Origin of the sequence: Streptomyces sp. NPDC048361 (genome assembly GCF_040651795.1) — a bacterium.
Classification (GTDB): Bacteria; Actinomycetota; Actinomycetes; order Streptomycetales; family Streptomycetaceae; genus Streptomyces.
The window spans coordinates 85,285-98,642 of sequence record NZ_JBEZKW010000007.1; the positions used below are offsets into that span (position 1 = coordinate 85,285).

The 13,358-nt window shown below is 70.9% G+C and carries 10 protein-coding genes; 2 read left to right on the plus strand and 8 right to left on the minus strand.

What is annotated here, in order from left to right; translation table 11 throughout:
• Positions 1-153 precede the first annotated feature (153 nt).
• Entirely contained in the window at positions 154-1,635 is a 1,482-nt protein-coding gene (locus AB0D31_RS06185; RefSeq protein ID WP_362717697.1) for a hypothetical protein, read from the plus strand.
• On the opposite strand, the gene AB0D31_RS06190 is transcribed toward AB0D31_RS06185, so the two are convergent.
• From AB0D31_RS06190 to pta, 4 genes are all read right to left on the minus strand, one after another.
• Complete coding sequence (locus tag AB0D31_RS06190) at positions 1,620-2,849, minus strand: D-alanyl-D-alanine carboxypeptidase (protein WP_362717700.1); 1,230 nt, start codon at positions 2,847-2,849, stop codon at positions 1,620-1,622. The genes AB0D31_RS06185 and AB0D31_RS06190 overlap by 16 nt on opposite strands.
• Positions 2,850-3,149: 300 nt before the next feature.
• Positions 3,150-4,580 carry a pyruvate kinase gene (pyk, locus tag AB0D31_RS06195; protein WP_362717702.1) on the minus strand — a complete coding sequence of 477 codons (1,431 nt, stop codon included), beginning with the start codon at positions 4,578-4,580 and terminating at the stop codon, positions 3,150-3,152.
• 106 nt (positions 4,581-4,686) lie between these two features.
• Positions 4,687-5,904, minus strand: coding sequence for an acetate kinase (locus tag AB0D31_RS06200; protein WP_362717705.1), 1,218 nt, complete (start codon positions 5,902-5,904; stop codon positions 4,687-4,689).
• A complete protein-coding gene (pta, locus tag AB0D31_RS06205) occupies positions 5,901-7,988 on the minus strand; it encodes a phosphate acetyltransferase (RefSeq protein ID WP_362717708.1) in 2,088 nt (695 codons plus the stop codon). The genes AB0D31_RS06200 and pta overlap by 4 nt, the downstream gene beginning before the upstream one ends.
• Before the next feature lie 266 nt (positions 7,989-8,254).
• Here pta and AB0D31_RS06210 point away from each other — a divergent pair, with 266 nt between their 5' ends.
• Positions 8,255-9,280 carry an ATP-dependent 6-phosphofructokinase gene (locus AB0D31_RS06210; RefSeq protein WP_362717711.1) on the plus strand — a complete coding sequence of 342 codons (1,026 nt, stop codon included), beginning with the start codon at positions 8,255-8,257 and terminating at the stop codon, positions 9,278-9,280.
• A 92-nt stretch (positions 9,281-9,372) separates the two neighbouring features.
• Here the strand turns inward: AB0D31_RS06210 and AB0D31_RS06215 are convergent, their stop codons facing one another.
• From AB0D31_RS06215 to AB0D31_RS06230, 4 genes are all read right to left on the minus strand, one after another.
• A complete protein-coding gene (locus AB0D31_RS06215) occupies positions 9,373-10,047 on the minus strand; it encodes a helix-turn-helix transcriptional regulator (protein WP_362717714.1) in 675 nt (224 codons plus the stop codon).
• 146 nt (positions 10,048-10,193) lie between these two features.
• Positions 10,194-11,039 carry a carbohydrate ABC transporter permease gene (locus tag AB0D31_RS06220; protein ID WP_362717717.1) on the minus strand — a complete coding sequence of 282 codons (846 nt, stop codon included), beginning with the start codon at positions 11,037-11,039 and terminating at the stop codon, positions 10,194-10,196.
• The gene (locus AB0D31_RS06225; protein ID WP_362717720.1) at positions 11,036-11,923 is read right to left on the minus strand and encodes a sugar ABC transporter permease; all 888 of its coding nucleotides are present in this window, start codon (positions 11,921-11,923) and stop codon (positions 11,036-11,038) included. Before AB0D31_RS06225 ends, AB0D31_RS06220 begins: the two co-directional genes overlap by 4 nt.
• Positions 11,920-13,242, minus strand: a complete 1,323-nt coding sequence (locus AB0D31_RS06230) for an extracellular solute-binding protein (RefSeq protein WP_362717859.1) — start codon at positions 13,240-13,242, stop codon at positions 11,920-11,922. The genes AB0D31_RS06225 and AB0D31_RS06230 overlap by 4 nt, the downstream gene beginning before the upstream one ends.
• Positions 13,243-13,358: the final 116 nt, after the last annotated feature.

The following is a 13,358-nucleotide window of genomic DNA, read 5'->3' on the forward strand; positions in this document are numbered from 1 at the left end:
GTCATCGCGGCAAAGGTCGCACGGCACGTCAAGTGGGGACCTTCGGCGGGCGTTCGCCGGGGCCGCGTGGACGAGACTCGGAGGAGCAACCTACGGATCCGTAGGTTCTGCGCCCCGGCCCTCCACGTGCCCCGGAACGAACGGATCACCCGCATGCCGACGCCCGCAGCCCGCCCCCACCCCCTCCTCATCCAAGGCGGCATGGGCGTAGCCGTGTCCGGGTGGGGGTTGGCTCGGGCCGTGGCGGAGCGGGGGCAGCTCGGGGTGGTGTCGGGGACCGCGCTCGACGCCGTGCTCGCCCGGCGGCTTCAACTGGGCGACCCGGGCGGGCACATGCGGCGGGCGCTCGCCGCCTTTCCCGTGCCGGGGGCGGCCGCGTACGTACTGGAGCGGTACTTCGTCGAGGGCGGTATCCAGCCCGGTGAACGCATGCGGGCCATGGCCCGGCTCCGGGTCGACCGGGGTGAGCACGCCGAACTCCTCACCGTGCTCGGCAATTTCGTCGAGGTGTGGCTCGCCAAGGAAGGGCACGACGGCCTCGTCGGGGTCAACTACCTCGCGAAGATTCAACTCGCCACCGCGCCCGCCCTGTTCGGTGCGATCCTCGCCGGGGTCGATCACGTCCTGGTCGGTGCCGGGATCCCGGGGCAGATCCCCGCCCTCGCCACCGCGCTCGCCCGCGCCGAGCCCGTCACCACCCAGGTCGCCGTGGAGGGGGACGAGGACCCGGTCCCGTACACCTTTGATCCCAGGGGTGGGCTCATGGCGCAACTGGTGTGCGGAGAGGGCGAGTTGCGGCGGCCGGATGTGTTGGCCATCGTCTCGCTGCCCGTGCTCGCCGCCTACCTGGTGCGCGACCCCGCCACCCGCCCGGACGGGTTCGTCATCGAGACGCACCGGGCCGGCGGGCACAGCGCGCCGCCGCGCGGGAAGCTCGTCGTCGACGCGGACGGGGAGCCCGTCTACGGGCCGCGTGACCACCCCGACCTCGCGAAGGTCGCCGCGCTCGGCATCCCGTTCTGGCTCGCGGGCGGCGCCGCGCACCCCGCGCGGCTCGCCGAGGCGCGGGCGCTGGGTGCCGAGGGCGTCCAGCTGGGCAGCGTCTTCGCGCTGTGCGAGGAGTCGGGGCTGCGCGAGGATCTGCGGACGGAGCTGAGGACGCGTGCACGCGCCGGGACGCTGCGGGTGCGCAACGACCCCCGGGCCTCGCCGACCGCTTTCCCCTTCAAGGTCGCCGAACTGCCCGGCACCCTCTCCGAGCCGTCGGTACGCGCGGCCCGGCGGCCCGTGTGCGACCTCGGCTATCTGCGCACCCCGGCGCGCGCCGCGAGCGGAGCGCTCGTCTACCGCTGCGCCGCCGAGCCGGTCGCCGCGTACGTCCGCAAGGGCGGGGCCGCCGTGGACACCGCCGGACGCGTGTGTCTGTGCAACGGGCTGCTCGCGACCGTGGGGCTCGGCCAGCGCAGGCCCGGCGGCGCGGTCGAACCGGCCGTCGTGACCATCGGGCAGGATCTCGGCTTCCTCGACGACATCAGCCCGGACGGCCGCCCCTACACGGCGGCCCGGGTCGTCGACTGGATGACGGGTGCGGGGTCCCCGGCGAGGATCCCGGCTCAGCGTTACGCGCCCGAGTGACCCGAGCCCGAAGCGCCGTGCCTCTTGCGGCGGGTCAGGATCAGGACGCCCGCGCCGCCGGCCACGACCACGGCCGCGCCGATCCCGGTCCAGCCGAGCGCGCCGATCCCGGAGTCCGCGGAGCCCGCCGCAGGGGCCTGATAGCCGGTCGCCGGTTTCGGTGCCAGCGGGTCGAGGGTGCCGACCGGCGTGGCCTTGCCGGCCGCCGTGAAGCCCCAGTCCAGGAGCTGGCGCATCTCGGTGTAGACCTTGTCCCGTTTGTTCTCCTGCGGGTTCATCACCGTCACCAGGATGGTGTGGCCGTCACGCCGGGCCGCCTCGGCCAGGGTGTTGCCCGCATTCGTGGTGTAACCGTTCTTGCCGCCGATCAGGCCGGGGTACTTGGCCACCCCGTCGAGGCCCGACAGCAGACGGTTGGTGTTGGAGATGCCGAACGGCTTGCCCTTGGTGTTGGGCCCGCCGGGGAACTCCGCCGACGCCGTGCCGCAGTACTCCGTGAAGTCCTTGCTCTTCAGGCCCGAGCGCAGGAACAGCGTCAGGTCGTACGCCGATGACACCTGGCCCGGCGCGTCATAGCCGTCGGGGCTCAGGACGTGGGTGTCCTTCGCGCCGAGGCCTTCGGCCTTCTTCTGCATGTCGGCGACCGTCTTGTCGACGCCGCCGTTCATCGTCGCCAGCACGTGCACCGCGTCGTTGCCCGAGCGCAGGAACACCCCGCGCCACAGGTCGGCCGCCTGGTAGGTCTGGCCCGGCACGATGCCGACGGCGCTGCTGCCGTCGCCCATGCCCTTGAGGTCCTCGTCGCTCACCTTGCGGCTCGCGTCGTGCGGCACCACGGGCAGCACGGTGTCCGCGAAGAGCATTTTCAGGGTGCTGGCCGGGGGGAGCGGCCAGTGCGCGTTGCGCGCGCCGAGCACCTGGCCGGTGTCGGCGTCCGCCACCACCCATGAGAGCGCGGAGAGATCCGGCGGCAACGCCGGTGCGCCCGCGCCGAGTTGGTCGCCCGGCTTGCCCAACTGGGCGCCGCCCACCGGCGACATGTTCGCCGGCGGCACCTTCTTGGCCTCACCGCCCGGCGCGCCCGGCGTCGCCGTGCGCGGCTTCGCGGGGTGGCCGCTCGCCACGGCCGGCCCGGCGGTGACGCTCGCGGCGACCGCGGTGGCGGTGAGCGCCACGAGTGCGCGTCGGGCCTGCGGCGATATGGGAAGACGCATGCACGCGAACGTACCCCAGGAGTTGGCCCGGAGTTGACCCGCCCGACCGTGGAGTTCGCCACGCCGCGGTCATGGAACGCTCAGCCACCACATCCCGTCCACCCACCATGCCGGTGCGGGCCGGCACCGAACAGTGCGGCCGGCTGGAGATGTGCGTGCCGCCCGGCATCGAGTAGTCGGGGGCGCGGCCGCGCGAGACGAGAGCAGCGGCCGCACACCGCAGCGGTCCGCCCCGGAAAACGCCGGAGGGCGGCCCCCGTACGAGACGGGGCGCCGCCCTCCGAGACGCTGGAGCCGGGGCTACTCCTGCTCGGTGCCGCCGAGGTGGTGCACCCGGACCATGTTGGTGGTGCCGGGGATGCCGGGGGGCGAACCGGCCGTGATCACCATGGTGTCGCCCTCGCTGTAGCGCTTGAGCTTGAGCAGCTCGGCGTCGACCAGGTCGACCATCGCGTCGGTGGAGTCCACGTGCGGGACGACGTACGTCTCGACGCCCCAGCTCAGCGCGAGCTGGTTGCGGGTGCCCGGGTCCGTGGTGAACGCGAGGATCGGCTGGCACGTGCGGTAGCGCGAGAGGCGCCGGGCCGTGTCGCCGGACTTGGTGAAGGCGACCAGCGCCTTGCCGTCGAGGAAGTCCGCGATCTCGCAGGCGGCACGGGCCACCGAGCCGCCCTGGGTGCGCGGCTTCTTGCCCGGGACCAGCGGCTGGAGGCCCTTGGAGAGGAGCTCCTCCTCGGCCGCCTCGACGATCTTCGACATCGTCTTGACCGTCTCGATCGGGTACGCGCCCACCGAGGACTCGGCGGAGAGCATGACCGCGTCCGCGCCGTCCAGGATCGCGTTGGCGACATCGGACGCCTCGGCGCGGGTCGGCCGCGAGTTGGTGATCATCGACTCCATCATCTGGGTCGCCACGATCACCGGCTTGGCGTTGCGGCGGCACAGCTCCACCAGGCGCTTCTGCACCATCGGGACCTTCTCAAGGGGGTACTCCACCGCGAGGTCGCCACGGGCCACCATCACACCGTCGAAGGCGGCGACGACGCCCTCCATGTTGGCGACGGCCTGCGGCTTCTCGACCTTGGCGATGACCGGCACACGGCGGCCGACCTCGTCCATGACCTTGTGGACGTCCTTGACGTCGTCGGCGTCGCGGACGAAGGAGAGCGCGACCAGGTCGCAGCCCATCCGCAGCGCGAACCGCAGGTCCTCGATGTCCTTCTCGGAGAGCGCCGGGACGTTGACCGCCGCACCGGGCAGGTTGATGCCCTTGTGGTCGGAGATGACACCGCCCTCGATGACGATGGTCTTCACACGCGGACCCTCGACCGAGATGACCTTGAGTTCGACGTTGCCGTCGTTGATCAGAATCGGGTCGCCCTTGACGACGTCGCCCGGCAGCCCCTTGTAGGTGGTGCCGCAGATCGACTTGTCGCCGGGGACGTCCTCGGCGGTGATCGTGAACTCGTCGCCCCGGACCAATTCCACCGGTCCTTCGGCGAATTTGGCGAGACGGATCTTCGGGCCCTGGAGGTCGGCGAGCACGCCCACCGCGCGCCCCGTCTCCTCGGCGGCCTTGCGGACCCGGTCGTAACGGGCCTGGTGCTCGGCCTGGGAGCCGTGGCTGAAGTTGAAGCGGGCCACGCTCATGCCGGCCTCGATCAGAGCGACGAGCTGCTCATGAGAGTCGACGGCGGGGCCCAGGGTGCAAACGATTTTGGAACGGCGCATAAGGCGGATCCTATCGGTTTGTTTCGCTGCGGAATATTCCGTCTGGTGGAATGTACAAATGGGCGGGATGACGCTCAGGTGTCGCCCCGGCAAATCGGAAATCCCCTCAGCTATTCACCAGCGCATACGTCTGCTGGGCGATTTCCAGCTCCTCGTCCGTCGGCACCACCGCCACCGCGACCCTGGCGTACTCCGGGGAGATCAGCCGCGCGCGGTCGGACCGTACGGCGTTGAGCTCGCCGTCCACCGCCAGGCCCAGCTCCTCAAGACCGGCCACCGCGGCCGCGCGGACCGGCGCGGCGTTCTCGCCGACCCCTGCCGTGAACGCGATCGCGTCGACCTTGCCGAGCACGGCGTAGTAAGCCCCTATGTACTTCTTCAGACGGTGAATGTAGATGTCGAAGGCGAGCCGCGCCCGCTCGTCCCCCTCGTCGCAGCGGCGGCGGATCTCCCGCATGTCGTTGTCGCCGCACAGCCCCACCAGGCCGCTCCGCTTGTTCAGCAGCACATCGATCTCGTCCGCCGACATGCCCGCCACCCGCTTGAGGTGGAAGGTGACCGCCGGGTCGATGTCACCCGACCGGGTTCCCATGACCAGGCCCTCCAGGGGGGTGAGACCCATCGAGGTGTCGACGCACCGGCCACCGCGCACCGCGGAGGCGGACGCGCCGTTGCCCAGGTGCAGCACGATCACATTGACGTCCTCGGGCGCCTTGCCGAGCAGCTTCGCCGTCTCGCGCGACACATACGCGTGCGAGGTGCCGTGGAAGCCGTAGCGGCGGATGCGGTACGCGTCGGCCGTCTCCACGTCGATGGCGTACCGCGCGGCGGACTCCGGCATCGTCGTGTGGAAGGCCGTGTCGAAGACGGCGACCTGCGGCAGGTCGGGGCGGAGCGCCTGCGCGGTGCGGATGCCCGTGATGTTCGCCGGGTTGTGCAGCGGGGCGACCGGCACCAGCCGCTCGATCTCCGCCATGACCTCGTCGGTGATCACGGTCGGCGCACTGAACTTCAGACCGCCGTGCACCACCCGGTGACCGATCGCCGCCAACTCGGGTGAATCCAGGCCGAGTCCATCGGCCGCGAGCTCCGCCGCGACCGCCTTGAGCGCGGCCTCGTGGTCGGCGATCGGGCCGTTCTGCTCGCGGGGATCGGCGCCGGTGGCCAGCGGGGTGTGCTTGAGCCGGGAGGTCTCCTCGCCGATCCGCTCGACGAGCCCCACGGCGAGCCGCGAGGTGTCGCGCATGTCGAGGAGCTGGTACTTCACCGACGAGGACCCGGAATTGAGCACGAGGACGCGGGTGCCCTGGTTGGCGGTGGTCATGCGGAGGCCTCCTGCCCCTGCGCCTGGGCCTGGATGGCCGTGATGGCGACGGTGTTGACGATGTCCTGGACGAGGGCGCCGCGCGACAGGTCGTTGACCGGCTTGCGCAGACCCTGCAGCACCGGGCCCACGGCCACGGCGCCGGCCGAGCGCTGCACGGCCTTGTAGGTGTTGTTGCCGGTGTTGAGGTCCGGGAAGATCAGCACGGTCGCCTGCCCGGCCACCGTCGACTCCGGCAGCTTGGTCGCGGCGACCGTGGGCTCCACGGCCGCGTCGTACTGGATCGGCCCCTCGATCCGCAGATCGGGACGCGCCTCGCGCACCAGCCTGGTGGCCTCGCGCACCTTGTCGACGTCCGCGCCGGAACCCGACGTGCCGGTCGAGTACGACAGCATCGCGATCCGCGGGTCCACGCCGAACTGCTGGGCGGTGGCGGCCGCCTGGACCGCGATGTCCGCGAGCTGCTCGGCGTTCGGGTCCGGGTTGACCGCGCAGTCCCCGTACACCAGGACCTTGTCGGCCAGGCACATGAAGAAGACCGACGAGACGATCGAGGCCTCCGGCTTCGTCTTGATGATCTCGAAGGCCGGCCGGATGGTCGCCGCCGTGGAGTGCACCGAACCCGACACCATGCCGTCGGCCAGGCCCTCCTGGACCATCAGCGTGCCGAAGTAGTTCACGTCGGCGACGACGTCGTGCGCCAGCTCCACGGTGACGCCCTTGTGGGCGCGCAACTGGGCGTAGCTCTCGGCGAACCGGGTGCGCAGCTCCGAAGTGTGCGGGTCGATGATCTGGCACTTGGTGACGTCGATGCCGAGGTCGGCGGCCTTCTTGCGGATCGCCTCCACATCGCCGAGCAGCGTCAGCTCGCACACATCGCGGCGCAGCAGTACGTCCGCGGCGCGCAGCACCCGCTCCTCGGTGCCCTCGGGCAGCACCACCCGGCGGCGGTTGGAGCGCGCCTGCTCCAGAAGGTCGTGCTCGAACATCATCGGGGTGACCCGGCCGCTGCGCGCCACCGAGACCCGGGCGAGCAGGTCGGCGGTGTCGACGTGCCGCTCGAAGAGACCGATCGCGGTCTCCGCCTTGCGGGGGGTCGCCGCGTTCAACTTGCCTTCCAGGGCGAACAGTTCGGCCGCCGTGGGGAAGGAGCGCCCCGCCACCGCCACCACCGGCGTGCCGGGCGCGAGCCGGTCGGCGAGAGTCAGGATCTCCGGGCCCGGACGCTCGTCCAGGGTGAGGAGCACGCCCGCGATCGGCGGGGTGCCGGCGCTGTGCGCGGCGAGCGAGCCGACGACCAGGTCCGCGCGGTCTCCCGGGGTCACGACCAGACACCCCGGCGTCAGCGCGTTCAGGAAGTTCGGCAGCATGGCCCCGCCGAACACGAAGTCCAGGGCGTCACGCGCGAGCCCCGCGTCGTCGCCGAGCAGCACCGTGCCGCCGAGGGCCGCGGTGATCTGGGCGACGGTGGGAGCCGAGAGCGCCGGCTCGTCCGGCAGGACGTAGCAGGGCACCGGAAGGCGCGCCGAGAGCCGCTCCTCGATCTCGTGCCGGTCGGCCGGTGCGACCCGGTTGACGACCATCGCCAGCACGTCGCAGCCGAGCCCGTCATAGGCGCGGTGCGCGTTGCGCGCCTCGGCCCGTACGGACTCGGTGGTCTGGCCCCGGCCGCCGACCACCGGTATCACCGACGCGCCGAACTCGTTGGCGAGCCGGGCGTTGAGCGCCAGCTCGTCCGGGAGCTGGGTGTCGGCGAAGTCGGTGCCGAGGACCAGGACCACCTCGTAGGCGCGCGCCACCCGGTGGAACCGCTCGACGAGCCGGGAGACGAGTTCGTCGGTACCCTGCTCCGCCTGGAGCGCGGACGCCTCCTGATAGTCCATCCCGTACACGGTGGCCGGGTCCTGGCTCAGCCGGTAGCGGGCTCTGAGGAGGTCGAACAGGCGGTCCGGCCCGTCGTGCACGAGGGGGCGGAAGACACCCACTCGGTCCACCTGACGGGTCAGGAGCTCCATGACTCCCAGCTCGATGACCTGGCGGCCGTCTCCCCGGTCGATCCCGGTCACGTACACGCTGCGCGTCACGCGTGCTCTCCTGTTCTACGTCGCAGGAAATTGTCCCCATAGGTCCTATAGGGACGGCATTGCCCTCTTGACAATACCTCTGCGGATGGATAGGACGCCCGCCGGACGAAGGGCCCGGCGGGAGGGTCTGAAGACCCCCGGTCCATCATGGTGGGAGTAGCTGGATGGGCGGTCGGCCCAGGGTGCGTGGGACAATCTGAATTGCTCACGTTATGAGGGATACGGGCGTGACGTCCCAGGACCGGCGAAGCAGGAGATCCAGCACGATGCGCATCGGAGTACTCACCGCAGGCGGCGACTGTCCCGGCCTGAACGCAGTGATCCGGTCGGTCGTGCACCGAGCCGTGGTCGGTCACGGCGACGAAGTCATCGGTTTCGAGGACGGGTTCAAGGGCCTACTCGACGGCCACTACCGCCCGCTCGACCTCAACGCGGTCAGCGGCATCCTGGCGCGCGGCGGCACCATCCTCGGCTCCGCCCGTCTGGAGCGCGACCGGCTGCGCGAAGCCGCCGAGAACTGCGCCGAGTTGGCGATGCGGTACGGCATCGACGCGCTCATCCCGATCGGCGGCGAGGGCACGCTCACCGCGGCCCGCATGCTCTCCGACGCGGGCATGCCCGTCGTCGGCGTGCCCAAGACCATCGACAACGACATCTCCGCGACCGACCGCACCTTCGGCTTCGACACCGCCGTGGGCGTGGCCACCGAGGCCATCGACCGCCTCAAGACCACCGCCGAGTCCCACCAGCGCGTCATGGTCGTCGAGGTCATGGGCCGGCACGCCGGCTGGATCGCCCTGGAGTCCGGCATGGCCGGCGGCGCCCACGGCATCTGTCTGCCCGAGCGGCCCTTCCAGGTCGAAGACCTGGTCAAGATGGTCGAGGAGCGCTTCTCGCGCGGCAAGAAGTTCGCCGTCGTCTGCGTCGCCGAGGGCGCACACCCCGCCGAGGGCTCGATGCCGTACGAGAAGGGCGCGATCGACCAGTACGGCCACGAGCGCTTCGCCGGCATCGGCAACCGGCTCGCCGTCGAGCTGGAGCGGCGCCTGGGCAAGGAGGCCCGCCCGGTCATCCTCGGCCACGTCCAGCGCGGCGGTGTACCGACCGCGTACGACCGTGTGCTGGCGACCCGGTTCGGCTGGCACGCGGTGGAGGCCGTGCACCGCGGCGAGTTCGGCAACATGACCGCGCTGCGCGGCACGGACATCGTGATGGCCCCCCTCGCCCACGCGGTGACCACGCTCAAGACGGTCCCGGACAACCGGATGTACGAGGCGGAGTCGGTCTTCTAGTCCGCCGGACGGAGAGGCGGAGGGGCGGCCGGCGGGACGGTCGGAGCTCTTACGGGGGCCGAAGGTCCTGAATGTCCGGCCGCCCACGCACGCTAACCGTGAGCCAGCTCCCAGAAGCGGTCCACGATGCGTTCGAGGAAGTCCCGGCCCGCGTCCCCCGTGTCGGCGTCGGCGCTCCAGTTGAGCGTGGCGACCATGTGCGACTGGTACTCGGTGTGCAACTGGTCGAGCACGCCCTCCAGATGCTGTCGCGACAGCGGCAGAAGCTTCGCCGTCGGCTTGACGTACGCCTGCCAGCGCGTGGTGACCGCGCTGCGCAGCAGCTCCGAGAGATCCGCGTTCTGGCCGGTGGCCGTCACGTAGTCACGCAGCGACAGCTGGAGCAGATCGGCGAGCGCCGCCGACTGGCGCTCGTTGCCGCGCCAGCGCCCCGCGTCCTCCATGCGCCGGTACGCCGTCACGTCGAGCCCGACCCGGCGGGCCATGTCCTCGATGGTCATGCCGCGCGCCATCCGGTGTTCGCGCAATGTGGAGGCGGCCGCCATGAGATCTCCGGGCGAGCACCACAGAACCCCCGCGAGTGCGGTCAGCTCCCGCGCCTCGGGCGCCGCGAGCCCCCGCTCCCACGCCATCACGGTGTCCGGAGAGACCTGGAGGCCGTACTGGGCGCGCATGCCGTAGGCGACATGGCCCGGGGCCATGCCGAGGGCTTCGCGCAGTCGGCGGGCCGCGAGCGCGTTGAAGGGAGGGGTGGGGTGCACGCGCACACCGTAGGACGGTAAGTGACATCTGCCTACGGTGTGTTCCACCAAAGAACGTGAATTGGAGGAAAGTACGGTTTTGGTGGCGTCCGGGTTACTTAAGGGTTGGGTAAGCGTGTGCTCGCCCGGGCGGGCCCCCTCACCGTCCCGGCCTAACCCTTCACCGCTCCCGCCGGCGCGAAACCTCCGCCGAGCCGCCGCGCGATCAGGATGTACAACAGCAGCACCGGTGTCGAGTACAGGATCGAGAACGCGGCGAGCTGCCCGTACACCACCGAACCGTAATTGCCGAAGAATGTGAAGATCGAGACCGAGGCGGGCAGCCGGTCGGGGGAGAGCAGCAGCATGAAGGGGACGAAGAAGTTGCCCCACAGCATGATGAAGGTGTAGATCGTCACGACGGTCACGCCGGGCCCCATCAGCGGCAGCACCACCCGCACCAGGGTCTGCGGCATCGAGGCGCCGTCCGTCCAGGCGGCCTCCTCCAGGGCGATGGGCACGCCGTCCATGAAGTTCTTCATCAGCCAGATGGCGAACGGAAGCTGGGACGTGGCGAGGAACAGCGCCGTGCCGTACACCGTGTCCACCAGGTTCACCCGCACGAAGAGCGCGTACACCGGGACCATCACCGCCGTGATCGGCAGGCATGTCGTGAACAGGATCGTCAGCAGGTACGGGCGGGTCACGCGCGAGCGCAGGCGCGAGAGCGGGTACGCCGCGAGCGCCGCGCACACCACCGTCAGGAGCGTCGAACTCCCGCACAGCACCAGGCTGTTGAGCATCGGTGTGAAGGTGATGTCGGGGGTCAGGACGGCCGAGAAGTTGGCGGCGCTCACCGAGCCCGGGAGCCGGACCCGCAGATCGGCCTGGGTGTCGACGGAGGCCAGCAGCAGCCACAGGAGCGGTACCGCGAAGGCCGCCGCCACCGCGAGCAGGGCCGCGTCGGCCGCGAGCCTCCGCCGGGTGCGCCGCCGCACCCGGGCCGCCCGGCCCCTCACACCTCCACCTTCAGCAGCCGCAGATAGACCACCGAGAACAGCGAGCCGACCAGGAGCAGCAGCAGCGCGACCGCCGTGCCGTAGCCGATCAGGCTCTTCAGGAACGCCTGGTCGTACATGAACACCGGCAGCGTCTGGCTCCGGTTGCCGGGGCCGCCCCGCGTCATCGCCCAGATCAGCCCGAACACGGACAGCGTCTGGAGGGTGTTGAGCATCAGATTGGTGCCGATGGAACGGCGGATCATCGGCAGCGTGATGTGCCAGAACCGGCGCGCCCCGCTCGCGCCGTCGACCTCCGCCGCCTCCTCGACGTCGCGCGGGATCCCGGCGAGCGCCGCCGAGTAGATCAGCATCGAGAACGCGGTGCCGCGCCACACGTTCGCGAACGACACCGCGAGCACCGGAAGCGTGAACAGCCAGTTCTGGACGGGCAGATGGAGCCAGCCGAGGATCGCGTTCAGTGTTCCCTCGCGGCGGAAGAAGGCGTACAGCAGGAAGGCCGCCACGATCTCCGGCAGCACCCACGCCGTGATCACCAGCGCCCCGGTCACGGTCCGCACCGGGCGCGAGGCGCGCCGCATCAGCGCGGCGAGCGCCAGCCCCAGCGTGTTCTGCCCGACCAGTGCCGACAGCACGGTGAAGACGAGGGTGAGCCACACCGCGTTGCGGAAGGCCGGGTCGGCGAAGGCGCGCCGGAAGTTGGCGAAGCCGACGAAGTCGACCGCCGACGACCCGGTCAGCCGCATGTCGGTGAACGCGATGGAGACGCAGTAGCCGATCGGTCCGGCGAGGAAGAGCAGCAGGAGCAGCGTCGCGGGGGCGATCGGAAGCCACCGCACCGCGCGGGCCCGCCGGCTGCCCCGCGCCGCCGTGAGGGCGCTCAACTCGCGCCCTGCGCGATCGACTTGACCTGGTCGTCGTATGCCTTCGCGGCGGACCGAGCCGACCCGCCGGTCGTCACCGACTCCATCGCCTCGCCGATCGCCGACGACACCTGGGGGTACGCCGGCAGCGCGGGCCGGTAGTGGGTGAAGGGGACCAGGCCGGTGAAGAAGGTGATGCCGGGCATGGAGCGCAGATACGCCGGGTCGGCCGCCACGTCCTTGCGGACCGCGATCTGGGCGTCCGCCACATCCCATTGCACGGCGTTCTCCGGCGTCTGGAGCGTCTTGACGAAGTCGAAGGCGAGGGCCGGGTTGGCCGCCTTCGCGGGGATCGCCCAGGTCCAGCCGCCCGACAGGGAGACCTTGCCCGGTGCCTGCCCGTACTGCGACGGCATCGCGGCCTGGCCGAGCGTGGCCGACCACGCCGGCCACTCCTTGGGCCCCTTGTCGATCCAGTTCTGGCCGAGCCAGGAGCCGTCGAGGGCGATCGCCAGCTTGCCGTTCGGCATCCAGTCCGTCGCCAGGTGGGTGCCCACATTGGGGTCGAGGGCGTCGGAGGGATCAGGGCCCAGCTTCTCCGCGTACACCGTCCGTACGAAGTCGAGGGCGTCCTGGAAGCCCCGGGTGCCCGCCACCCACTTCTTGGCGGCCGGGTCGTACAGCGGGTTCGCGCCGGTCCCGTACAGCAGCATTTCCAGGCCCTGCATGGCGGATGCCTCGCCGCCCGCCTTGCCGGTGTAGACGTTGAGCGCGATGACGCCGGGGACCTTTCGCTTGACGGTGCGGGCGGCGTCCAGCACCTCGGCCCAGTTCGTGGGCTGCCAGTTCGCGGGCAGTCCGGCCCTGGCGAAGATCTCTTTGTTGAACCACAGACCCCGGGTGTCCGTGCCGTCCGGCACCCCGTACGTCCTGCCGTCCTCGGCCTTCGCCGCCGCCTTCGCGGTGTCGACGAACTGACCCCACTGGTCCCAGGCCGACAGGTAGTCGTCCAGCGGGCGCAGATAGCCCGCGCCGATGTCGGCATTGATGCGGAACGTGTCCTCGTACACCAGGTCCGGCGCGGTCTTCGGCGAGCGCATCATCTGCTGGACCTTGGCCGCGTAGTCGTTGTCGGCGGCCTGGATCGGCACCAGCTCGGCCTTCTTGCCGGGGTGCGCCCGCTCGAACTGCTTCTTGACGTCATCGAGGAACGCGTCCTTGAAGCGGATCTTGTTGTCGGTGGACCGGTTGTAGGCGATCCGCACGGTGTCGGCGTCACGGCCGGAGCCGCCTGCGCAGGCGGTGAGCGCTCCGGCGGCGAGAGCGGCGGCGAGGATCAACGAGAGCCGGCGTCCGGGCGCCGCTCTCAGTGGGCGGGGCCGGGAGACGGGGGCTGCGGCGGGGGCGGTGGGGCGCACGGGCACGACCTCCTCGGGCCGGGCGTGCGGCCATGGCC